Raw genomic sequence first — 23022 nt, 5'->3', positions numbered from 1 at the left:
ATCCGATCATATTATAGCTCTCTTAAACTCCGCAATGGAGGCCTGCGGACTACCCGGCGCAACCCCCACAGGCCCGACAACCAGACGATCACGGCGTTGAGTAAAGGGACGGTCAGCCATAAGTCGCGGTGTAGCTGGAACGGGATATGCATTACTTGGCGGTACAGCGCAAAGTTCAGGGATTCGGCGATCAATACGCCGATCACTCCTGAGATAGCGCCAAGGCAGAAAAATTCAATGCTCTGCATTTTCCTTAGAAAGCCGCGCGAGGCGCCGAACGTCCTGAGCAGCGCGCTTTCGTGGATACGCTGGTCCAGCGTGCCGTACACGGACGCGAACAGGACCGTCAGCGCGGCCGACAAAGCCAGGTAGAACAAATAATTCACCGCTTCCGTCAATTGCGTGAACAGCGTCTGCAATTGCCGCAGGATCCGTTCGACTTCGAGGATGGACATGCCCGGGAATTCTTTTGCCAGCGCGTTCAATGCGCTTTTTTTCGCTTCCGGCAGATAAAAACTGGTCATCAGAGTAGAGGGAAAATCTTCCAAAGTGCCGGGCGAAAAAATCATGTAAAAATTCGGCTTCATCGATTCCCAGCGCAGCGCCCTGAAATTGGCCACAGTCGCTTCGAACTGCCGCCCTCCGGAGCTGAAGGTCAGGCGGTCTCCCACTTCGATGCCCAGACTGTCGGCAAGTTTCCGTTCGACCGATACCAGGCCGGGCGCGTCTCGATTCCACCACTCGCCGGCCGCAATCGTATTCTCTTCCGGCAGCTCGCGGCTCCAGGTCAGGCTCAATTCGCGGTGCGTGGCGTTGTCGCCCTGCGAGCCCTTGACCGCGATCCGCTGCACCGGCGTTTGGTTGATATGTGTCAGCCGACCCCGCACGATCGGATAAAACGGGCTGCTTTCGATGCCTTTGGCTTGAAGGGATTGTTTGAACGCCGCCAACTGGTCGGGGAAAATGTTCAGCGCAAAATGGTTTGGCGCATTGTCGGGTAATTGTTGACGCCAAGTATCGAGCAGCTCATTTCGAACCATTAGACTCGACAATATCGCGGCCAGCGTGACGCCGAATGCCAGAATCTGGGCAATGCTCGCGCGCGGTTCGCGGAGCAGGCCGCGCCAGCCGAAACGCCAGCTCAGTGGCAGGCGGGGCAGCAGCTTGCGGGTCGCGGACAGCATAGCCCAAATGACCAAGGCGAGCAGCAGCAATGCTGCAATCGTGACGACGGCGACGACCGCGGTCATGCGGGCGTCGCCGGTGTAGCGCCAGACCAGCGCGCAGACCAGCGTCAGCGCCAGGCCGTAAACCAGCCAGGCGCTGCTCGGCAACGGTTCCAGCTCGTGGCGCAGGATTCGGAGCGGCGGTACCCGCTTAAGGCGCAGGATCGGCGGCAATGCAAAGCCGAAGAGGATAATCAGGCCGGCGCCGGCGCCGAACAGTACCGCGAGGATGCCCGGCTGCTGCGCCAGCGAAGCGGGCAGCAAGGGGCGCAGCAAGAGGAACAGCCCTTCCTGAAACAGCCAGCCGAATCCGCAACCCAGCGCGCCGATGGCCAGTCCCAGGATCGCGAACTGCAGGCAGTAGAGCCTCAGGATTTCCCCCTGCGTGCAGCCGAAACAGCCGAGCAGGGCCGAGGCATCGAAATGGCGTTCGCTGTAGCGCCGCGCCGCCATCGAGATCGCGGCGCCGGCAATGATCACCACCACGATGCTCGACAGGCCCAGGAACTGTTCGGCGCGGGTCAGCGCCGAGCCGAGTTCGGGCCGGTCTTCGTGAACGTCCAGCAGGCGCTGCGAGGGATTCAACTGCGGTTTCACGAAGCGCCGGAAGGCGGACAGCGCTTTCGAGTCGCCGCTGAACTGGAAGAACCGGTGCACATGGCTGCCGGGCTGGATCACTTTGGTCGCTTCCAGGTCGGCTGCGTTGATCATCACGCGCGGCGAAAAACTGAAGAAGCCGCCCTGCTGATCGGGCTCGTAGGTCAGGATTTGAGTGATCCTGAGCTTTTTCTCGCCGATCGTCAACACATCGCCGAATTTCAGCTTCAGTGCGGACAGGATACGGCGTTCGACCCAGGCTGCGCCGATTTCAGGGCCGTGAGTGACGACCGTTTCGGTCCGGTGCTCGGCATCGGCGGTTTTCAAGAAGCCGCGCAACGGATAGGCGGCGTCGACCGCCTTGATGCTGGCCAGCAGCATTTCGTCGTTCTCGATCAGCATGCTCGAAAACTCGGTCGTCCGTGCCTCTTTCAGACCCAGCCGGCGGGCTTCGGCCAGCCATTCCGCCGGGATCGGGCCGGGGCTCTGGATGACCAGGTCGGCCGCCAGAAATTCGGCGGTTTGCGCGGTCATCGCCCGTTCCAGGCGGTCCGCGAACAGCGAGGCGGCGGTCAGGGCAGTGACCGCGATCAAGAGCGCCAGCATCAGCAGCGTCAACTCGCCGGACCGCGCTTCGCGGCCGAGCAGGCGCAACGCCAGTTTCATTCTGTTCATATCTGCCTCCCGAAAGCCAGTTTGACCGTGCGTCCGCAGCGTTCCGCCAGCGCGGCGTCGTGGGTCACCAGGAGCAGGGTGGTGCCGTTTTCCCGGTTCAATTCGAATAAAAGATCGATTACCGTCGCGCCGGTCCGGCTGTCGAGGTTGCCGGTCGGTTCGTCCGCGAACAGGATCCGCGGACGGGTCGCGAACGCGCGCGCCAGCGCCACGCGCTGTTGTTCGCCGCCGGAGAGCTGCTTCGGGGTATGCTTCAGGCGTTCGCGAAGGCCCACCCGGACCAGCCATTCGCGGGCCTTCGATGTGGCCTGCCGGTCGCCTTTCAGTTCGAGCGGCAGCATCACGTTTTCGAGTGCGGTCAGGCCGGACAATAACTGGAACGACTGAAACATGAAGCCGATCAGTTCGTTGCGTAGCGCCGCGCGGCCGTCTTCGTCGAGTTGGGTCAGCGAGCGGCCGTCCAGCCGGACGGAGCCGGCGCTGGGCGTGTCGAGTCCCGCCAGAAGCCCGATCAGCGTCGATTTGCCGGAGCCGGATTCGCCGGTGATCGCGACGCTCTCGCCGCGCCGGATCCGTAAATCGATCGAGTTCAGGATAGGCAAGACGCCTTCGGAAGTCGCCACCGATTTGCTGAGGTTTTCTGTTACGATAATGTCCGTCATGGATTCGTTGCGCGGGTTAGTTTAGTCATGTTGTCGAAATTAAGTTTATGGCTGGGTGCGGCCTTGTTTTCGCTCAATCTACACGCCGAAACGGTGGTGGTGCTGGGCGACAGCATCAGCGCCGCCTACGGGATCGAAGTCGAGCAGGGGTGGGTACGCTTGCTGGAGTCCAAACTGCGGCAGGCGGGCAGCAAGGCCCGGGTCCGCAACGAAAGCATCAGCGGCGAAACCAGCGCCGGCGGCCTGGCCCGCATCGACCGCATCCTGGACGAGCAAAAGCCTGCCGCCGTGATCGTCGAGCTCGGCGCGAACGATGGCTTGCGCGGACTCTCGCCGGCTGCGTTGAAGCACAATCTGGGCGAGATCATCCGCCGCAGCCGGGAGCGCGGCGCGAAGGTGCTGCTGCTCAGCATGACCATCCCTCCGAATTACGGTAAACGCTATATCGATATGATTTATAATGTGTACCACGAATTATCCCGGGAAATGGCCGTGCCTTTGGTGCCGTTCATCCTCGAAGATATTGCGCTGGCCGAGGAACTGATGCAGCCCGACGGCCTGCATCCGAATGCGAAAGCCCAGCCGCTGATCGCGGACAAGATTTGGCGGTACTTATTGCCTTTACTCAACACATCACCTGAAAAAAGAGATTGAAGGATGCACATTTTGACATTGGAAAAAGCCAATTTGATTATACAGACTGCGATTGCCAAGGCCAGAGAACTGAAAATGGCGCCGTTGACCGTGGTGGTGCTGGATGCGGCGGGGCATTTGAAAGCGATGCAGCGGGAAGACGGCGCCAGCATGATCCGCCAGGATATCGCGACCGCCAAAGCCTGGGGGGCGGTCAGCATGGGCGTGTCGTCGAGAAGCCTAGCCGGCGTTGCGGTGCAGCGGCCGGACTTCATGAATTCGTTGGTTACGCTGTCGCAGGGGAAGGTGATGCCGGTGCCGGGCGGCGTACTGATTCGCGACAAGGAAAATAATCAATTGATCGGCGCGGTCGGAATCAGCGGCGACGTATCGGACCAGGATGAGCGCTGTGCGATCGCCGGCATCGAGGCGGCCGGATTTGCGGCAGGCGTATAGGAAGCGGTGAACCGGCATCGGTTTGGGGAAAAGGGAGTTTCCAGGCTCCGGGCCGCTTGCTGGGGAAGGCGGAAGTTTTTGATTAGGCAAGGACGCTCCGGTTTGTCAGGATATACGTAATCGCCGGACCGGGCACAGGAAGTGAATGGGTAACTTGAACTTGCTTTTGCGGGGAAGAAGACTGAATCGGTTTAGGTGCGGTTTTTGGGAGCGCCGAAAAAGGAATGTTGCATCTCCCGCCTGCGCCGTAACGTACTTTCGTCCTTGAACCGTAGGTTCAAGTGGAGGCTGGATCGGTAAATCAGGCTTCCCGACAAGTACGGGCATGCTCACCATTGCCGGATGTTCGCCCCCGGGGTAAAAATAGGTTCAGGAAACACCCAATACATTTCGAACGCTGCAGGAGATACAAGGTTCTATTGTATCGCGTTTATCGATTTTCCAAAACGTTTTCTATTTTCTGGATCATGCTGGCCAGCGACGAGCCGAAATCGAAACGCAGGCTGTCGTTCTGGCTTTTGAGAAAGGAAAGCTCGTGCACAAGGTTCAGTGCCGCCATCACGGCGATCCGGTCGGCACCGTTCACTTTGCCGGAGTCGCGGATTTGCCGCATTTGCCTGTCGAGCAGTTGCGCCGATTCGATCAGGCGTTGACGCTCTTCCGGTTCGCAGGCGATTTTATATTCTTTGCCCATGATCGTCAGGGCGACCGCTTCTTTTTTGACCGTGCTCATGAACCGTGTTCCATCGCTTTCAGGCGGGAAATCATCGCTTCCACGCGAATCCGGGCCTGTGTGGTTTTTTCGATCAGTTTCGCTTTTTCCTTTACCAGGGCTTCCTGTTTGATTTTCAGCGAATGATTTTCGTTTTTGAGTGCATGGTATTGTTCGATCAGCAAGTCCAGCTTTTCTTCAAGCTCTTTCAATTCGAGTGATTGATTCGGTTGTGTGTTCATCGTCATCCGAACTTGGCGTTAAGGGTGTTAGGAGATGTTTTTCATGCCGGGCATAAACACGAAATACTTTCTGTTAAAATGACGGACATCAATGAGTTACCCCGATGCGAATGCCATTATACACATATTGGGCAAGTGCCGGTAAGAGGATTGCGCACGGAAAACAGGCTATTTTCCACTCTTCCGGAAGGCGGCGGCGAATGCGCGGGATAGCGTATTTATCGGCATGCGGCGCTTTTCGGTGATAGCATAGCGACATTCATCCCGTCTATTCGAATCATGACCTACCAGGATATAGACAGTTTTTTCAAAGGCAGCGACGAAGCCAACTCGGCTGCGGAAGCGCACGGTTTGGCGACCGGCATGTTGTGCGTGAATGGGCAGACGCAAAGCACCGCCTGGATCAAGCAGCTGTTTGACCAAGGCGACGATATCGGAGCCGAGCAGTCGCGACAGCTTGCGCAACTGTTCGAGGAAACCAGGGCGTCTCTGGAAAGCGGGGATTACGGCTTCGAGCCGTTTCTGCCTGCGGATGACGTTCCTTTAAGCGAGCAGATCGCCGCGCTTGCCGATTGGTGCCAGGGTTTTTTGTTCGGCGTCGGCGCGCTGTACCGGAACGGCGAACAATCCGGCCAGACCCGCGAAATCCTTCGCGACATTGCCGAATTTACCCGGCTGGACCCGGATGCGGAGGGTGAAGAAGACGAGGTTGCGTTCATGGAGGTCACCGAATATCTGCGTACCGCGGTCTTATTGTTGCGCGCCGAACTCGGCTCGAACCGGCGCGCCAGGATTCATTAACCGGCAATACCCATCATGAAACAAAGCGAATTCAAAAAACGCCGCAAGCAGCTGATGCAGCGCGTCGGCAAAGGCAATATCGCGCTGATCGGCAGCGCGGCGGAACGCGTCCGCAACCGCGACGTGCATTACCCCTATCGGCAGGACAGCGATTTTTATTACCTGACCGGCTTCAACGAACCCGAAGCGCTGGCCGTATTTATCCCCGGCCGGGAACAGGGCGAATATATCCTGTTCTGCCGGGAATACGACGAGACCAAGGCGCTGTGGGAAGGCGCCCATGCCGGGCTCGAAGGCGCGGTCAAGCATTATGAGGCCGACGATTCGTTTCCGATCGACGATCTCCACGAAATTCTGCCCGGCATGCTCGAAAACAAGGGCAAGGTGTTCTATCCGCTGGGGCGCGACCCCGATCTCGATCACAGCCTGCTCGAATGGATCAATCATCTGCGCGGCCAGACCCGCCGGGGCATCACCGCGCCGGGCGAACTGGTGTCGCTCGAACACATCCTGCACGAGATGCGCCTGTTCAAGAGTCCGGCCGAACTGAAACTGATGCGGCGCGCGGCCGAAGTGTCGGCCAAGGCGCACGTCAAGGCGATGCAGGCCTGCAAGCCCGGCCTGTACGAATATCAGATCGAGGCGGAGCTTTTGTACCAGTTTTACCAGGGCGGTTTGCGCCATGTCGCCTACCCAAGCATCGTCGCCGGCGGCAAGAATGCCTGCGTATTGCACTACATCGAAAACAAGGATGTGCTGAAGAGCGGCGATTTGCTGCTGATCGATGCGGGCGCGGAGTGCGACCATTACGCGGCCGACATTACCCGCACGTTTCCGGTTTCCGGCCGGTTTACGGAGCCGCAGAAACAGCTTTACCAACTGGTGCTCGACGCGCAGTCCGCGGCGCTCGAACAGATCCGGCCCGGCCTGCCCTGGAATGCGGCGCACGATGCGGCGGTCGAAATGATTACTAAAGGCCTGGTCGAGCTGGGTATCTTGAAGGGCAGGGTCAAGAAACTGATCAAGGACGAGAAATACAAGCCGTTTTTCATGCACCGGATCGGCCACTGGCTCGGAATGGACGTGCACGATGTCGGCGACTACAAGGTCGAACAGGAATGGCGCCTGCTCGAACCCGGTATGGTGGTAACCGTCGAGCCCGGCCTGTATATTCCGCACGATTACGAGAAGGTCGAGGAAAAATGGCGCGGCATCGGCATCCGGATCGAGGACGATGTGCTGGTGACCCAAGGCGGTTACGAATGCCTGACGGCTGGGGTGCCGAAAACGATCGACGAAATCGAAGCCCTGATGCAGGCCGCCTGATGCAACCGGCATACGATTTATTGATCGCCGGCGGCGGGCTGGCGGGTAATTGTCTGGCCCTGGCGCTGCGGGACTCGGGCCTGAAGCTCGCGATCATCGAAGCGAACACGCGCGCCGAGCAGCGGGTGTCTCCTGCCGGCGACCGCGCGCTGGCGCTGGCGGCCGGCACGGTCACCCTGCTGGATGCGCTGGATGTCTGGCAAGGCATCCGGCAGGCCGCTACCCCGATCGAGACGATCCACGTATCCGATCGCGGCCATTTCGGCAAGACCCGGCTGTCGGCCGAACAGGAAGGCGTCGAGGCGCTGGGTTATGTGATCACTGCGCGCGATCTGGAAGGGCACGTTGCGGACCGCGTCGAAGCGACCGGCATCGAACGGCTTTGTCCGGCGCGGGTCGCGGGCCTCTATTCCGGCGTGGACGAGATCGGCGTCAGCCTGAAACTGGGCGGCGAGTCCGTTACCTTATCCGCAAAACTGCTGGCCGGCGCCGACGGCGGCCTGTCGTCGGTGCGCAAACTGCTCGATATCGGGCAGCAGGTGACCGATTACGGGCAGACCGCGCTGGTGACTACGGTCAGCACTTCGCGCCCTAACCGGTTCACTGCGTACGAGCGCTTTACCGCCTCGGGGCCTTTAGCGTTGTTGCCGGTAGGCGAGCGGCATTCGGCGGTGGTCTGGACGCGTACCCGGGAAGATGCCGAGACGCTGCTTTCGCTCCCTGAAGTCGAATTTACCGCCGAGCTGCAGGCCTGCTTCGGCTACCGGCTCGGCGAACTGGCCCTGGCCGCGCCGCGGCGGGCGTTCCCGCTGACCTTGATTCGCGCGGAGCGAATGATCGAAGGACGCGCGGTGATTGTCGGCAATGCGGCGCATCAATTGCATCCGGTCGCGGGCCAGGGATTCAATCTCGGCCTGCGCGATGTGGCCGCGCTGGCGGAAGCGCTGCTTCAGCAGCATGCGCAAGGCGGCGATATCGGCGAACCGGCGCTCTTGAAGGCTTACGCCGAGGCGCGGCGCCGGGATCATGAGCGCACGATCCGTTTTACCGATCGGCTGATTCATATTTTCTCGAACGAATGGCTGCCGGTGGCGGCGGTCCGGAATGCCGGCTTGTGCCTGCTCGACCGGATTCCGGCGGCCAAATCGCTGCTGTCGCGGCATGCGATGGGCCTGTCCGGCCGGCTGCCGCGCCTCGGCGCCCGGAGATAAACGATGAGCGAACGTTTCGAAGTGATCGTGGCGGGCGGCGGCATGGTCGGTGCGGCGGTAGCCTGCGCGCTCGGTCATGGCGGCGTGCGCGTCGCGTTGCTCGACAAAGCGGCGCCTCCGCGGGAGTGGCCGCCGGAGCCGGTCGATATTCGCGTTTCGGCGCTGACCCGCGCCTCGCAACGGATCCTGGAGCGTTTGGAGGCATGGCCGGGCATGGTGCGCCGCGGCGTTTCCCCGTACCGCGAAATGCGCGTTTTCGATGCGCGCGGAGGCGGGGAAATGCATTTCGATTGCGCGGACACCGAATACGGCGAACTCGGCCACATCGTCGAAAACCGGGTGACGGTCGCCGCGTTGTGGGACGTACTCGATACGCTGGACAGTGTAACTTGCATCACGCCGGCGGCGGTTTCCGGGATCGAGGCCGAACCGGACGGCGTGCGCCTCAGGCTCGACGATGGACGGATTTTTGCGGCCGATCTGGCGGTCGGGGCAGACGGTCACGATTCGCTTCTGCGCAAGCTGGCCGGTATCGGCGTAACCGGCTGGGATTACGGCCAGCACGGGCTCGTTGCAACGGTGACCACCGAGCTGAGCCATCGGGCGACGGCCTGGCAGCGCTTCCTGGACGAAGGCCCCTTGGCGTTTCTGCCGCTGGCGAACGGCCGGTGCTCGATCGTCTGGACCTTGCGCTCGGATACCGCGAAGGCGCATCTGACCCTGCCGGATGCCGATTTTCTGGCCGCCTTGGCGCAGGCTTCGGATGGATTGCTCGGCAAGATGCTGGCGGTGGGACCGCGCGCGGCTTTTCCTTTACGCTTTCAATATGCCAACAGTTATACCGCGGATCATCTGGCGCTGGCCGGCGATGCGGCGCATGTGATGCACCCGTTGGCCGGGCAGGGCGCAAACGCGGGCCTTCTGGATGCGGCTGCCCTCGCGGAGGTGATCCTGGAGGCCAGGCGCGGACAACGTTCGTTGGCACGACGGGGCTTGCTGCGCCGGTACGAACGCTGGCGTAAAGGCGACAATCTGATCATGATGGGCAGCATGGATGCCTTGAACAAGGTCTTCGGAAGCCGGACTGCCGGGTTGAGCGAATTGCGGTCAGCAGGCATGGGCTGGGTCGACCGGGCTGGGTTGCTGAAGAACTATTTCAACCGCTATGCGATGGGGCTGCGCGACGATTTGCCTTCCCTGGCCAAAGGCAAGGATTGCTGGTAGCGTTTATCCCGCTAAAACCCTCATTTATTTTGATGGCGAAGGTTTACCGCCCTTGCCCGCATCTGGTATATTCGGCACATGGCTAGGCGGCTTGCCGGGGAACCGTAGGCTCTTGATGATAATAATGATCGCCGGCGTATCAATTCAATAAAATTTAGAGGGGGATTTGCGTCATGACTGAAGGGTTGTTTATTCTGACCGTTATTTTTGTGGCTTATGTCGTTTATCAGGTCGTAAACGATAAGAATGCCGGCACAAAAACCGCTGTTCATGAGGCGAAGCCGGCACCTTCGGCCGCCGCTCCCGCTCCGAAACCGCAATCCGCCGCCAAACCGGAACCCGCAACTGCCCCCAAACCTGCCGTACCGGCATCCGCTGCTGCGAGTACCGCCCCGGCTCCCGCTTCCGGCGCGTCGGCCAAGACCGGGTTGCGCAACCCCGAAACCGGTGAAGTAACCCCCGTATTTACCAACTACCGTTTCGCCAAGCGCTGGATCAAGGAAGCGCTGGTTGCCGAAGGATTGCTGGACAGAATCTACAAGAACAATGAGCTGGATGCCGCCGTCGAGGCCAAAATCAAGGACGCGGTCGCCAAGCTCGAAGCGATGCCGAAATACCGCGCCTGAACATAGAAAGCGTTTTTCCCTGCGGCGGTAAGTACAGGGGGCGGATAAAATGCAGTGAACCGCTAAAGGATGTGGTTAAAAATAATCTCCCGGCATGCCGCCTGATCGTTCCCACCGGCGCGCGTCATCAAGCACCGCGTAGGGCGGTTTTGCGAAGCAAACCGCCTCATCCTCAAAAACGGGGAATGGCCTGTGGCGAAACCCGGCGGATTGCCTTCGGCGAATCCGCCCTACAGCGGTTCGTGCTCTTTGGGGGTAACCCAAGCCGGCAAAGGGGGGCACGATAAGCGCTTGACCGGCGGGGGAATGAGAGGGGGAAGTTATTATCGACCCAATCCTAAACGCTTGTGGAGCCGCTTTGGGGCGTCACGGCCGGGGAAACGTCGGCTCTGCCTTTCTTACGAACGAGAGGACTTGCCAGGGTTAAAAAAACGGCAGGTCTTGACGTCCATCCTTTCTTCGAACATCCATCTGATCGGCGCACCCTTCAGACCGGCAGGTCGGCTTTGGCGCTTCATTCGCGCAGCCGCGTTCCCGGGTCTCCAATTTCAGTCGTCCAGTTCCAGTTTTTTCAGCCGATAGCGGAACGAGCGGAACGTCAACCCCAGTTGTTTGGCCGCTGCGGTTTTATTCCATCTGTTTTCTTCGAGCGCATGCAGAATCGCTCGTCTTTCGATCGCTTCCAGATAATCTTCGAGCGAACCCCGGCCCGGATCGTAGCGGGATTCTTCGGAAAGATGCGTCTCCGCGATTCCGACCGGCAGATTCAGGTCGTCCACGCCGATGCATTTCCCATCGTACAACGCCAGCGCCCTTTCGAGAATGTTTTCGAGCTCCCGGATATTGCCCGGAAAACGGTAGCGCTGCAATGCGTCGAGCGCCGCCGGTGAAATTTCAGGCTTGTGCGTCTGTGTCTGCCCGGTCAGTCTGACCAGAATATGTTCGGCCAGCGCCGGCACGTCGGCGGTACGTTCGCGCAGGGGCGGCACATTCAACTCGATGACATTGATCCGGTAAAACAGATCCTGGCGGAAACTGCCGTTCTGCACCATCTCGGCCAGATTCCGGTGCGTCGCGCTCAACAGCCGCACATCGACCGGAATTTCCTGTTGTTCGCCGACCGGGCGGATCTTTTTTTCCTGGATTGCCCGAAGCAGTTTGACCTGTAGCGAAGGGGGCAGGTCGGCGATTTCGTCGAGAAACAGGGTGCCGCCGTCGGCGGCCTGAAACAGGCCTTTTTTATCGCCGACCGCGCCGGTAAAGCTGCCTTTTTTATGTCCGAAGAATTCGCTTTCCATCAGTTCGTGCGGGATCGCGCCGCAGTTGATCGCGACGAAAGCTTTGTCGCTGCGGGTACTCTGCTGGTGTATCAGGCGCGCGACCAGTTCCTTGCCCGCGCCCGATTCGCCGTGAATGTGGACCGGCGCCTGGCTGCGCGCGAGCTTGGCGATTTTGGAACGGATGTCGCGCATCAACTGCGACTCGCCGAGCAAGGTATGACGCATCCGTCGGTCCTTGGCCGAGGCGTGATCCTTGAACTTCAGTGCGTTCGCGACCAGTTGCCGCAGCGCCGGCAGATCGACCGGTTTGGAAACGAAGTCGAACGCGCCTTTTTTCATCGCGGTGATCGCGGTGTCCATATTGCCGTGGGCAGTGATCACCGCGACCGGGTGCGGGGCATCGGAGGACTGAATCAGTTCGACCAGTTCGAGGCCGTCGCCGTCGGGCAATTTCAGGTCGGTCAGGCAGAGATCGAAGGTGCGCTCCTGCAATAATCGTCTGGCGCCGGAAGCCGTGCCGGCGCTCCGGGTCTCGACGCCCATCCGGTGCAGGGTGATTTCGAGTAATTCGATAATGTCGGGCTCGTCGTCGACGATCAATGCAAAAGGTGTCTTCATTTATTCAACGGAATGATTTATCGGCGTCGCTCAGATACAGCCTGAAGCTGCTGCGTTGGTTTCGGGTTAAATGATAGCCTAATTTGGCGTGGTTTAATTCGGCCAATTCCTTACAGATGAAAAGCCCCAACCCGGTGCCTTTGTTGGAGGTAGTGAAAAAGGGTTCGAACAGGCGGCTTTGATGCTCGGGGGCGATGCCGGGGCCATTGTCGATCACTTCGATGCAAGGCGAATTTTGCGCTATGAAAACGTGCACAGTGATCGGCCCTTGCTCGGGATGGCCGTAGAGCAGCGCATTCCGGCATAGATTGTCGAGGATCTGCTTCAAATGGCCTGGGTCGATGAACGCGGTTGGCCGGTCCTGGTCAATATGGAGCCTGAGCGCTTTCTGCCCGGCCAGTTGATGTTCCAGCGTAAACGTTTCTAGGTAGTGCGTCAGCCAGGGCTTGAGCTGAATTTTTTCCCGGCGCGAGGCATTGCGGCGGGAAAGCTGCAGAATGTCCTCGATGATCTTGTTGACCCGTTTTGAATGGGTCTGGATGATCTGTGCCAAACGCTGGTCCTGTGGGGTGAAATTCGGATTTTCGGAGAGCAGTTGTCCGGCATGGCTGATCGCTCCGAGCGGATTGCGGATTTCGTGCGCAATGCTCGCCGTCAGGCGTCCCAGCGAAGCCAGTTTGCTTTGCTGGACATGCTGATTGTACAGCGCGATGTCTTCCAGCATCAGCATGTAGAAAGCACGGCTGCGGGTCGGCAGCAGGATGAAGCGGACGCGGATTTCGGATTGATCGGGGAGGGTCAGTTCCGCCTGATCCAGCTCCTGGTCATAGAGCCAGTCGCTGAAGTCTTCGGAGAGGCGGGCCGAGATATCGCGCAAATGCACGGGTCTCTTCCCCAGATTCAGCATTCTCAAGGCGGCCGTATTGGTCAATTGTACGATTTGCTTCCGGTTGGTGATGAGGATGCCGGTTTCCAGATGCTGGATGATGTAGTGATTCAGTTCTTCCAGATTCGCGATCGTTTGTTCGTGCTGGGCCGCCAGTTCCAGAAGGCTTTCGCTCCGCTTCGCGAGTACGTAGGACAGCAGTGCGATCGTCAGAAAGGCGGCTCCGAGCATGCCCGCATAAGGGTAGGACGCTGCGGCGAAACTGTCCGTGAGATCGGCGTAAATCTCTTCGGCCAGCACCAGCAGACTGGCCATCGCGGCAAAAAACATGGCGCAGCGGCCGCCGATCGTGACGCCGCCCGACGCCACCGACACGGCCATGAGAATTCCGATGCCGCTTTTGAGTCCGCCGGAAGCGTGCATGATCAAGGTCAACAGGATGATGTCGGAAAACAGCAGGAATTGCGCCTGAAAACTGTAAGCGGCGAGCCGGGAACGGAGCAGAAAGCCGGAGATCAGCGTCAGCAGCAGATAAAGCAGGCTGGCGGAATGGTAAAGCTGGGCATTTAGAGAACCCAGCACCGAGGGTGCGGCGCGGGCGTAAAACAGCGCGATGAAAAAGCCGGCCAGAAACAGCCGGTAAACCAGGTAGACCTTCAAAAGCAGCCATGCCTGCGGTTCGGGAATGCCGTAACCTTTCGACAGCGGGCAGGGATGGATGATGCTTTGATTATTTTCCGGCATGCCGACTAATGTTGATGCTGTTTTTCCGGTAATTTATTAGAATATCCGCCAGCCAGTAAGCATAGCATTGCCGCGCGCGATCTTGCGAAAAATCAATACCGTCAACCCGCCTCATCGGAGCATCCATGAATATCCACGAATATCAGGCCAAACAGCTGTTTCGCAGCTACGGGATACCGGCGCCGGAGGGCCGGCCGGCGGCGTCCGCGCAGGAAGCCGATCGTGCCGCAAGGGAACTGGGCGGCGCGGGCTGGGTCGTGAAGGCGCAGGTGCATGCGGGCGGGCGCGGCAAGGCGGGCGGCGTGAAGCTGGTGAAAACGCTCGAGGACGTTGCAGCGGCGAGCCGCGACCTGCTCGGTGGCCGCCTGGTGACGCATCAGACCGGCAACGCCGGCTTGCCGGTCCGTAACTTGTTGATCGAAAGGACCTATCCGATCAAACGCGAACTCTATCTCAGCCTGATCATCGACCGGGGCAGCGAGCGGATGACGTTCATCGCTTCCGCCGCCGGCGGCATGGACATCGAAGCGGTCGCCCACGAGTCGCCCGAACAGATCCTGTCGGTCGCGATTCACCCGGCCGCCGGCCTCCAGGCCAACCAATGCCGGCGCTGCGCCTACGCATTGGGCCTCAAGGGGGAACAAATCAAGGCGCTGACCGGGATCATGCAAGGCATGTACCGGCTGTTTCTGGAAAAAGACGCCAGCCAGATCGAAATCAATCCATTGATCGAAACGGAAGCGGGCGAATTGCTCGCGCTCGATGCGAAGATCAACTTCGACGACAATGCGGTCGCCGCGCATCCGGACATTCTGGCGCTCAGGGATCACGAACAGGAAGACGCAAAAGAAAACAAGGCGCAGCAATACGGCTTGAACTATATCACGCTCGACGGCACGATCGGTTGCATGGTGAACGGCGCGGGGCTGGCGATGGCGACGATGGATCTGGTCAAATTGAAGGGCGGCAGTCCCGCCAATTTCCTGGACGTCGGCGGCGGCACCAACGTGGAGAAGGTCTGCGAAGCCTTCAAGCTGATCCTCTCCGACGGCAACGTGAAGGCAGTGCTGGTCAATATTTTCGGCGGCATCGTCCAGTGCGACATCATCGCCAGCGGGATTCTGGCCGCCATCAAGCAGGTCCATGTTGCGGTGCCGGTGGTGGTCAGGTTGGAAGGCACCAATGCCGAACAGGGCCGGGCGCTGCTGAACAGTACCGGTCTCAATTTATATGCCGCCGACGATTTGACGCATGCGGCGGAACAGGTCGTAGCGTTGGCGGAGGCCGCAGCATGAGCATCTTGATCGATAAAAATACCAAAGTGATCTGCCAGGGCTTTACCGGCAAACAGGGCACTTTCCATTCCCAGCAGGCGCTCGAATACGGCACGGAACTGGTCGGCGGCGTCACGCCGGAACGCGGCGGCAGTCGGCATCTGGGTTTGCCGGTATTCAACACGGTCGAGGAAGCGGTCAAGGCGACCGGCGCGGACGCCAGCATGATTTATGTGCCGCCGTTTTACGCGGCCGATGCGATCCTCGAAGCGGTCGATGCCGGGATCAAGCTGATCGTCTGCATCACCGAAGGCATTCCGACCTTGCACATGCTGCGCGTAAAAGCCGCGATGGCCGGTGCCGGCGCGCTGCTGGTCGGCCCGAACTGCCCCGGCGTGATCACGCCGGGACAATGCAAGATCGGCATCATGCCCGGCAAGATCCATATGCCGGGCTCGATCGGGATCGTCTCGCGCTCCGGTACGCTGACCTATGAATCGGTGCATCAGACCACCCACGAGGGCCTCGGCCAAAGCACCTGTGTAGGAATCGGCGGCGATCCGATCCACGGGATGAACTTCGTCGACGTGCTGAGCCGCTTCCAGCAAGACGATCAGACTCAAGGCATCGTGATGGTCGGCGAAATCGGCGGCGGCGAGGAAGAAGATGCGGCCGAGTATATCAAGGCGCACGTGACCAAGCCGGTGGTGGCCTATATCGCCGGACAAACCGCCCCGCCCGGCAAGCGCATGGGCCACGCCGGCGCGATCGTGACCGGCGGCAGGGGCACCGCGGCGGGCAAAATCGCGGCGCTGAAAGCGGCCGGAGTCGAAGTGGTCAGCTCGCCGACCGATATCGGCGCGGCGATCAAAGGCTGCTTGCCGCGGTAATTCAGGTTTACCGCTTTTGAAGGCTCATGCCGAAGACCTGCCGGGTTTTTAAAACCTGGCAGGTCTTTATTCAATTTCTTCTTTCCCTTAAATCCAACGTCTCGAAATTTTACGAGCCCGCATGACTTTAAAAATCGCCCTCGCTCAAACCCATTTCCTGGTCGGCGACATCGACGCCAACGTCCAAAACATCGTCCGAAATGCCAAACATGCCCATGAAACCCTCGGTGCGGACCTGATCGTTTTTCCGGAACTGACCGTGACCGGCTATCCGGCCGAAGATTTGCTCTTGAGGCCTGACTTCATCGACGCGGCCAACGAGGCCGTCGGCCGGCTGGCTTCGCTGCTGCCGAAAGATATCGCCGTGGTGGCGGGTTTTCCGGAACAGGACGGCGGCAAGCTTTACAACAGTGTGGCGGTCTTTTATCAGGGCAGGATCCTGGCCGGATACCGCAAACGGGCGTTGCCCAATTACGGCGTGTTCGACGAGCGGCGTTATTTTTCCGCCGGCGATAAGACCTGCGTATTTTCCTTCAAGGGGACGAAGATCGGCCTCACCATCTGCGAGGATGTCTGGCACGCCGGCATTATCGCCGAAAATCGGCGCGAAGGCGCGGATTTGCTGCTGACCCTGAATGCCTCGCCGTTCCATGCGGGTAAGATTCGCCAGCGCGAAGCGGTGGTTTGCGGCCAGATCAAAGCCGCGCAAATTCCGCTGGTGTATGTGAACCAGATCGGCGGCCAGGACGAATTGGTCTTCGACGGTGCCTCGTTCGTGGTCGATGCGCAGGGCGAGGTCGTGTTCCGGGCCGAAGAATTCAAGGAGCAGATCGGCGTCGTCGATTTTGCCGACGGCCGGCCGCTCAAGGGCGATTGCGCGCCGCTGTATACGCCGGTGGCGAGCGAATACCAGGCGCTGGTGCTCGGGATTCGGGATTACGTCCGCAAGAACGGCTTCAAGGGGGCGCTCTTGGGGTTGTCCGGCGGGATCGATTCCGCGCTGGTGCTGGCGCTGGCGGTCGATGCCTTGGGCGCGGACCGGGTCGAGGCGGTGCTGATGCCGTCGCGTTATACCCAGCCGATGAGCATCGAGGATGCGATCTGGGAGGCCGAGGCGCTCGGCGTCAGGCACCATACCGTACCGATCGACCCGGCCGTATCCGCCTTTGGCGGGATGCTGGCCGGGATTTTCGCCGGTACGAAACAGGATACGACCGAAGAAAACATCCAGGCGCGCTGCCGCGGGGTGATTCTGATGGCGATTTCCAACAAACAGGGCAAGCTGCTGTTGACGACCGGCAACAAGAGCGAGATGAGCGTCGGCTATGCGACGCTGTACGGCGACATGGCCGGCGGCTTCGCGCCAATCAAGGACGTGCCGAAACTGCTGGTCTATCAATTGGCGCGCTACCGGAACGGCGTGGCCTTCGTGATTCCGGAGCGGGTGCTGACCCGGCCGCCGTCGGCGGAACTGGCGCCCGGCCAGGTCGATCAGGACTCCTTGCCGCCTTACGAAGTGCTCGATCCGATCCTCGAACGCTATGTCGAGCTTGACCAGTCGGCCGATGAAATCATTGCGGCCGGCTTCAGCCCCGAGGACGTGGCCCGGGCCGTCAGCCTGGTCGACCGCAACGAATACAAGCGCCGCCAGTCGCCGCCCTGCGTCAAGATCACCGAGCGGGCGTTCGGGCGCGACCGGCGCTATCCGATCACCTCCGGTTATCGGGGGATGAAGCAGTAGGAAAGATTGTCTTTCCTATAACAGGAACAGGCTCGCCAGCCCCAAAAAGATAAAGAATCCCATCGCGTCGGTAATCGAGGTCAGCATCACGCTGGCGCCGGCGGCGGGGTCTTTGTCGAACTTGTGCCGGAGCAGCGGAATCGCGAGGCCGGCTACGACCGCGACCAGCAGGTTCAGGAGCATCGCCAGCGCCATCACGCCCGCCAGCGGCCAGTCCCGGTACAGGAAGAAGGCGACCGAACCCACGACCAGGCCGATAAAGATACCGTTGAGCAGGGCGAGGGTCAGCTCTTTCCGGATCAGCCGGCCGACATTGATCGAGGTGATCTGCCCCAAAGCCAACGAGCGAATGATCAGGATGCTGGTCTGGTTGCCGGTATTGCCGCCGGTGGCGGCGATGATCGGCATTAGCGACGCCAGCGCCACCAACTGCAGGATCGCGTCTTCGAAAAAGCCGATGATCCGGGTCGAGATAAAGGCGGTCGTGACGTTGATCAGCAGCCACGGCCAGCGGTTCTGTACGCTTTTCCAGACGCTGGAAAACAGGTCTTCCTCTTCGGTGACGCCCGCCTGAATCAGCCGTTCTTCGTCGTTTTCTTCGAGGATGTAGTCGAGCACACTGTCGATGCACAGCCGTCCCTGCAGCCGGCCTTCGCGGTCGACGACCGGGGCCGAAATCAAGTCGTAACGTTCGAATGCGTGCGAGGCCTCGGCAATTTCCTGGTCGACCTCGAACTGTACGAAATCGGTAACCATGGCGTTTTCGGCAGTCAGCGCCGGCGCATGGGTCAACAGCCGCGACAGCGGCAGTACGCCCTGCACCTTGTTGTCGTGGTCGACGACGAACAGTTTATCGGTATGCTTCGGCAATTTGCCGAGATTGCGGATGTAGTCCGAGATCGCGTTCAGCGTGAGATCGGCGCGAATCGTGATCGTGCCGAAATCCATGAACGCGCCCACTTGGTCGTCTTCATAGGCCAGCACGTCGTTCACGTGCTTGCGTTCCAGATTATTCAGCGAACGCAGGATCTTCAGCATTGCGTTCTTGGGCAGATCGTCGGCTAGGTCGGCGATTTCGTCCGCATCCAGGTTTTCCGCCACGCTGGCCAGATCCGCCGATTCCATACTCGAAATCAGGGTGTGCCGGACCGCATCGGACACTTCCACCAAAACCTGGCCGTGATGGCTGGCCTCGATCGCGTTCCAGACCAACATGCGCTGATCCATCGGCAGCGATTCGAGGATGAACGCGATATCCGCCGGATGCAGCTCCGCCAGTTTGTCTTGCAGACGGCTTTCCTGTTGTTTGCGCAGGACCGTTTCGAGAAGTTCGTGATGCTCGCCCGGCGTTCTTTCGAGCAGCGATTTTTCCAACTGCTGTTTTTCGAGCAGGTTGATCACTTCCCGGAGCTGGTGTTGTAAAAACTGGGCAGGGCTGAGCTTGTTTACGAAATCCATAACATCACAGAGTCATATGCAGCGTGCGCTGGCGGGAGTAAGCGGACTCGCCGTCGGCTCGGCGATGGGGCGGGGCGAGAATTGCGCGGTCATTATAAGCGATAAAGATAAGACTGGTACGAAATATGCATTCTCTTCGGAATCTTGCCGGCCTTAGAACCGCAGCCTTAATTTTAAGGGAAGAACTGTTGATTTTCGGTTAAATCACTTATAGTTAGGGTTTTATAATAAATGTCATTTATTACAAGGAGATTTGCATGCAGCATTTTCGTCTTTCCATGATCGTGACCGTTTTGTCCGTCGCGATCGCGTTTTATTGGGGAGGCCTGACCGGTGCGTTCATCGCGCTGATTCTGGGTGTCCTGGAAGTCAGCCTGTCGTTCGACAACGCGGTGGTGAACGCCTCCGTTCTGAAGCGCATGGATGAACGTTGGCAATTCTATTTCCTGACCTGGGGCATCCTGGTTGCGGTATTCGGGATGCGGCTGTTGTTCCCGATCCTGATCGTCTCGGTCGCGACCGGCATTGGCTTGGTCGGCGTGGCCGGCATGGCGCTGCACGAACCGATGACCTATGCGCAGCATCTGGCCGAATCGCATGTCGAGATTGCCGCGTTCGGGGGAATGTTCTTGCTGATGGTGTTCTTCGGGTTCATCTTCGACGACGCGAAGGAGCTGCACTGGCTCGGACGCATCGAAGAAAAACTGGCCGCCTGGGGCAAGCTCGAATCGATCGAACTGATCGTGGCGCTCTGCTTGCTGCTGGTGATCCAGCACTGGTTGCCTGCCGAGCTTCGCCTGCAGGTGATGGTGGCCGGCGTATCGGGGGTGATCCTGTATGTGATGGTCGATAGTCTGGACGCGCTGTTCGAAGACGAGGAGGAAGGCGCGCAGGTAGCCGGCGCCCTCAAAAAAGCCGGGTTGACCAGTTTTCTCTATCTGGAAGTGCTCGACGCTTCGTTTTCGTTCGACGGCGTGATCGGCGCCTTTGCGATTACCCAGGACGTGATCATCATCATGCTCGGACTGGCGATCGGCGCGATGTTCGTGCGGAGTCTGACCGTCTACCTGGTGCGTCAGGGGACGCTGGATGAGTACGTTTTTCTGGAGCACGGCGCGCACTACGCGATCGGCGTGCTGGCCGGCATCATGCTGATGAGCATCACCACCCACATTTCCGAAGTGGTGACCGGCCTGACCGGTGCGGTTCTGATCGGACTGTCGGTGTACTCTTCGGTCCAGTACAAGAAGGCGCAGGCATAACCCTTGTAGGGTACGTTGCGCGTACCTTTCGAAGGTATTGAATAAGGTACGCGCAGCGTACCCTACGGACCATGCTTCCGGCCGACCTTTTTTTCCAATCTCTGCTGGCGATCAAATCCCAGCCGCTTCGGACCGCCTTGATCGTTCTGGCGATGAGCATCGGAGTCGCCTCGGTTTCGGTCCTGGTCGCGTTGGGGGACAGCGCGCGCCGTTATATCGTGCACGAGTTCGAAGCGCTCGGCACGCACCTGGTGATCGTGCTGCCGGGACGCAACGAAACGACCGGCGGTCCGCCGCCGTTATTCGGCGAGACGCCGCGCGATCTGACGCTCGGCGATGCCCGGGCGCTGTCGGCCAGTCCCCATATCGCCGCGATCGCTCCGCTGATGATCGGCGCCGCGCCGGTTTCGAGCCAAGGCCTGGAGCGCGAAACGAACATTTTCGGTTCGACCCGAGAACTGTTCGGGGCCAGGCACCTGCATATGGCGCAGGGCGGTTTTTTGCCCAAAATCCCGGCCGATCAGGCGCGTTCGGTCTGCGTGATCGGCCAGACGATCCGCAAGGAACTGTTTCCAAACCGGCAGGCGATCGGCCAATGGCTGAGGATCAACGACCGACGTTTCCGGGTGATCGGTGTCCTGGCTCCCGAAGGCGAGTCGATCGGCACCGATTTCGACGAGATGGTGATCGTACCGGTCGCTTCCGGCCAAGCCTTGTTCGATACCGAGGCGCTGTTCCGGATTCTGGTCGAGGCCAAGTCCAAGCAGGCGATGCCGAAAGCGGTCGATGACATTCGCAAAATCATCAAGGCGCGCCACGAAGGCGAGGAAGACATTACGATCATTACCCAGGACAGCGTGGTCGGGACTTTCGACAAAATACTGGCGGCGCTGACCCTGACCGTGGCCAGCATCGCCGCGATCAGCCTCGCGGTCGCGGGCGTGCTGGTGATGAACGTGATGCTGGTCAGCGTGACCCAGCGCACCGCCGAAATCGGCCTGCTCAAGGCGCTGGGCGCGACCCGCCGGCAACTGCACATGCTGTTCCTGGCCGAAGCCGCCCTGCTGTCGCTGGCCGGGGCCGCGGCCGGCGCGCTGCTCGGCCAGCTCGCCCTAGCCGGTCTGCAATTGGCCTATCCGAAATTTCCGCTGGCGCTGCCGCCGTGGGCATTCCTGGCGGCGCTCGGCGTTGCGCTGCTGACCGGCCTGACCTTCGGGCTTTTGCCTGCCCGCAAGGCCGCCAGGCTGAATCCGATCACCGCTTTGGCCAAACGCTGAAGATGCGCATCCCTGACCTGCTGCACTTCTCCTACGGCTCCATCGTGAGCCACAAGCTGCGTTCGTCATTGACCGCGCTGGGCCTGGTGATCGGTATTGCCGCGGTGGTCATTCTGACTTCGATCGGACGTGGGGTTCATACCTTTGTATTGGCCGAGTTCACCCAGTTCGGCACCCATCTCCTGTCGGTCAATCCCGGCAAGAAAAGCACTTTCGGCATCTCCGGCGCGACGATCAGCACCGTGCGCCCCCTGTCGCTCGACGATGCGGCCGCGCTGCGCAAGCTGCCGCCCGTGCTGGCGGTCGTGCCGGTCGTGCAGGGCAATGCGCGCGTCGAAGCCGGCAGCAAACAGCGCCGCACCAATGTGCTGGGCGTGGGCAGCGCGGTGCCGGAAGTGTGGCGGCTGAAAGTCGCAACCGGCCGCTTTCTGCCGGACGATGAGGGGAATCCGCGCGCCCTGGCCGTCTTAGGCGACAAACTGGCGCAGGAACTGTTCGGCGCGGCCGGTCCGCAGGGTCAAAGGATACGCATCGGCACGGACCGTTACCGGGTGATCGGGGTGATGCGGAAAAAAGGCCAGATGCTCGGTTTCGACATGGACGATACGCTCTACATTCCGGCCGCGAAAGCGCTGGAACTGTTCGACCGGGAAGGCCTGATGGAAATCGACGTGCTCTATAAAAGTTCGGTTTCGGTCGCTTCGGTCCAACGCGCGGTTAAAAAATTGATGACCGCCCGGCACGGCTTCGAGGATTTTACGATCATTACCCAGAACCAGATGCTCGAAACGATGGATTCGGTCTTGAGCATCCTGACGCTGGGCGTCGCCGCGCTGGGCGGCATTTCCTTGCTGGTCGGGTCGGTCGGGATCCTGACGATCATGACGATCGCGGTTTCCGAACGGATCTCCGAGATCGGCCTGCTGCGCGCGGTGGGGGCGGAGAGGCGGGTCATTTTCCGGCTGTTTCTGAGCGAGGCGCTGGCGTTGAGCGTCGCGGGCGGCTTGGCCGGGGTGCTGGCCGGCATTCTGGTGATCGAGGCAATCGATTATGCCTTGCCCGCCTTGCCGGTCGAGCTGGCCTGGGGCTATATTCTCTCCGCTTTTGCCGTTTCGGTATTGATCGGAATCGCCGCCGGGGTTGCGCCGGCGATCAAGGCCTCCCGGCTCGAACCGCTGGAGGCGCTGAGGACCGAATAAAA

General features: G+C 60.1%; 20 protein-coding genes and 1 other RNA gene. 13 read left to right on the top strand and 8 right to left on the bottom strand.

Features of this window, described 5'->3' with window-relative positions:
• Window positions 1–11 precede the first annotated feature (11 nt).
• Both CC94_RS0105345 and CC94_RS0105340 read right to left on the bottom strand, forming a co-directional pair.
• Window positions 12–2498, bottom strand: a complete 2487-nt coding sequence (locus tag CC94_RS0105345) for an ABC transporter permease (RefSeq protein ID WP_005374622.1) — start codon at window positions 2496–2498, stop codon at window positions 12–14.
• Window positions 2495–3160, bottom strand: coding sequence for an ABC transporter ATP-binding protein (locus CC94_RS0105340; protein WP_005374621.1), 666 nt, complete (start codon window positions 3158–3160; stop codon window positions 2495–2497). Before CC94_RS0105340 ends, CC94_RS0105345 begins: the two co-directional genes overlap by 4 nt.
• Before the next feature lie 27 nt (window positions 3161–3187).
• Here CC94_RS0105340 and CC94_RS0105335 point away from each other — a divergent pair, with 27 nt between their 5' ends.
• Together CC94_RS0105335 and CC94_RS0105330 are read left to right on the top strand one after the other, a co-directional pair.
• On the top strand, window positions 3188–3814 hold the full coding sequence (locus tag CC94_RS0105335) for an arylesterase (protein WP_005374620.1): 627 nt from the start codon (window positions 3188–3190) through the stop codon (window positions 3812–3814).
• Between the two features lie 3 nt (window positions 3815–3817).
• Window positions 3818–4249 (top strand): GlcG/HbpS family heme-binding protein, encoded by a 432-nt coding sequence (locus tag CC94_RS0105330; RefSeq protein ID WP_005374619.1) that lies wholly within the window; start codon window positions 3818–3820, stop codon window positions 4247–4249.
• A gap of 229 nt (window positions 4250–4478) precedes the next feature.
• Here CC94_RS0105330 and ssrS read toward each other — a convergent pair.
• From ssrS to CC94_RS0105320, 3 genes are all read right to left on the bottom strand, one after another.
• A non-coding RNA gene (gene ssrS / locus CC94_RS22840) (6S RNA) lies at window positions 4479–4658 on the bottom strand.
• A gap of 21 nt (window positions 4659–4679) precedes the next feature.
• Window positions 4680–4982, bottom strand: coding sequence for a cell division protein ZapA (locus tag CC94_RS0105325; protein ID WP_005374618.1), 303 nt, complete (start codon window positions 4980–4982; stop codon window positions 4680–4682).
• Window positions 4979–5203, bottom strand: coding sequence for a TIGR02449 family protein (locus CC94_RS0105320; protein WP_005374616.1), 225 nt, complete (start codon window positions 5201–5203; stop codon window positions 4979–4981). The genes CC94_RS0105325 and CC94_RS0105320 overlap by 4 nt, the downstream gene beginning before the upstream one ends.
• Before the next feature lie 279 nt (window positions 5204–5482).
• Here CC94_RS0105320 and CC94_RS0105315 point away from each other — a divergent pair, with 279 nt between their 5' ends.
• The 5 genes from CC94_RS0105315 (at window position 5483) to CC94_RS0105295 (ending at window position 10391) form a co-directional block, all read left to right on the top strand.
• On the top strand, window positions 5483–6004 hold the full coding sequence (locus CC94_RS0105315) for a UPF0149 family protein (RefSeq protein WP_005374611.1): 522 nt from the start codon (window positions 5483–5485) through the stop codon (window positions 6002–6004).
• Window positions 6005–6019: 15 nt separating this feature from the next.
• A complete protein-coding gene (pepP, locus tag CC94_RS0105310) occupies window positions 6020–7330 on the top strand; it encodes a Xaa-Pro aminopeptidase (RefSeq protein WP_005374609.1) in 1311 nt (436 codons plus the stop codon).
• Window positions 7330–8541: a 2-octaprenyl-6-methoxyphenyl hydroxylase gene (ubiH, locus tag CC94_RS0105305; protein ID WP_005374608.1), complete on the top strand. Its 1212-nt coding sequence runs from the start codon at window positions 7330–7332 to the stop codon at window positions 8539–8541. Before pepP ends, ubiH begins: the two co-directional genes overlap by 1 nt.
• Before the next feature lie 3 nt (window positions 8542–8544).
• Window positions 8545–9765, top strand: a complete 1221-nt coding sequence (locus CC94_RS0105300) for a UbiH/UbiF/VisC/COQ6 family ubiquinone biosynthesis hydroxylase (protein WP_005374606.1) — start codon at window positions 8545–8547, stop codon at window positions 9763–9765.
• Window positions 9766–9938: 173 nt separating this feature from the next.
• Entirely contained in the window at window positions 9939–10391 is a 453-nt protein-coding gene (locus CC94_RS0105295; protein ID WP_005374604.1) for a hypothetical protein, read from the top strand.
• A gap of 548 nt (window positions 10392–10939) precedes the next feature.
• On the opposite strand, the gene CC94_RS0105290 is transcribed toward CC94_RS0105295, so the two are convergent.
• Window positions 10940–12289 carry a sigma-54-dependent transcriptional regulator gene (locus CC94_RS0105290; protein WP_031430044.1) on the bottom strand — a complete coding sequence of 450 codons (1350 nt, stop codon included), beginning with the start codon at window positions 12287–12289 and terminating at the stop codon, window positions 10940–10942.
• A 4-nt stretch (window positions 12290–12293) separates the two neighbouring features.
• Window positions 12294–13919 carry a two-component system sensor histidine kinase NtrB gene (locus CC94_RS0105285; protein ID WP_031430042.1) on the bottom strand — a complete coding sequence of 542 codons (1626 nt, stop codon included), beginning with the start codon at window positions 13917–13919 and terminating at the stop codon, window positions 12294–12296.
• A 125-nt stretch (window positions 13920–14044) separates the two neighbouring features.
• Between CC94_RS0105285 and sucC the strand changes: the two genes are divergently transcribed.
• The 3 genes from sucC (at window position 14045) to CC94_RS0105270 (ending at window position 17824) form a co-directional block, all read left to right on the top strand.
• Window positions 14045–15214 (top strand): ADP-forming succinate--CoA ligase subunit beta, encoded by a 1170-nt coding sequence (sucC, locus tag CC94_RS0105280; protein ID WP_031430041.1) that lies wholly within the window; start codon window positions 14045–14047, stop codon window positions 15212–15214.
• Window positions 15211–16083 (top strand): succinate--CoA ligase subunit alpha, encoded by an 873-nt coding sequence (gene sucD / locus CC94_RS0105275; RefSeq protein ID WP_005374590.1) that lies wholly within the window; start codon window positions 15211–15213, stop codon window positions 16081–16083. Before sucC ends, sucD begins: the two co-directional genes overlap by 4 nt.
• A gap of 121 nt (window positions 16084–16204) precedes the next feature.
• Window positions 16205–17824, top strand: a complete 1620-nt coding sequence (locus tag CC94_RS0105270) for an NAD+ synthase (RefSeq protein WP_005374588.1) — start codon at window positions 16205–16207, stop codon at window positions 17822–17824.
• 15 nt (window positions 17825–17839) lie between these two features.
• Here the strand turns inward: CC94_RS0105270 and mgtE are convergent, their stop codons facing one another.
• Window positions 17840–19282 (bottom strand): magnesium transporter, encoded by a 1443-nt coding sequence (gene mgtE / locus CC94_RS0105265; RefSeq protein WP_005374586.1) that lies wholly within the window; start codon window positions 19280–19282, stop codon window positions 17840–17842.
• Between the two features lie 257 nt (window positions 19283–19539).
• Between mgtE and CC94_RS0105260 the strand changes: the two genes are divergently transcribed.
• The 3 genes from CC94_RS0105260 to CC94_RS0105250 all read left to right on the top strand — a co-directional run bounded on the left by CC94_RS0105260 (window position 19540) and on the right by CC94_RS0105250 (window position 23020).
• The gene (locus CC94_RS0105260) at window positions 19540–20544 is read left to right on the top strand and encodes a DUF475 domain-containing protein (protein WP_005374584.1); all 1005 of its coding nucleotides are present in this window, start codon (window positions 19540–19542) and stop codon (window positions 20542–20544) included.
• Window positions 20545–20615: 71 nt separating this feature from the next.
• Window positions 20616–21821 (top strand): ABC transporter permease, encoded by a 1206-nt coding sequence (locus CC94_RS0105255; RefSeq protein WP_005374583.1) that lies wholly within the window; start codon window positions 20616–20618, stop codon window positions 21819–21821.
• Between the two features lie 2 nt (window positions 21822–21823).
• Window positions 21824–23020, top strand: a complete 1197-nt coding sequence (locus CC94_RS0105250; protein WP_005374580.1) for an ABC transporter permease — start codon at window positions 21824–21826, stop codon at window positions 23018–23020.
• The last annotated feature ends 2 nt before the right edge of the window (window positions 23021–23022 follow it).

It is taken from the genome of Methylomicrobium agile, from assembly GCF_000733855.1.
Lineage (GTDB): Bacteria > Pseudomonadota > Gammaproteobacteria > Methylococcales > Methylomonadaceae > Methylomicrobium > Methylomicrobium agile.
The sequence above is the reverse complement of the archived record's forward strand: the minus strand, read 5'-3'. Positions and strand labels throughout refer to the sequence as shown.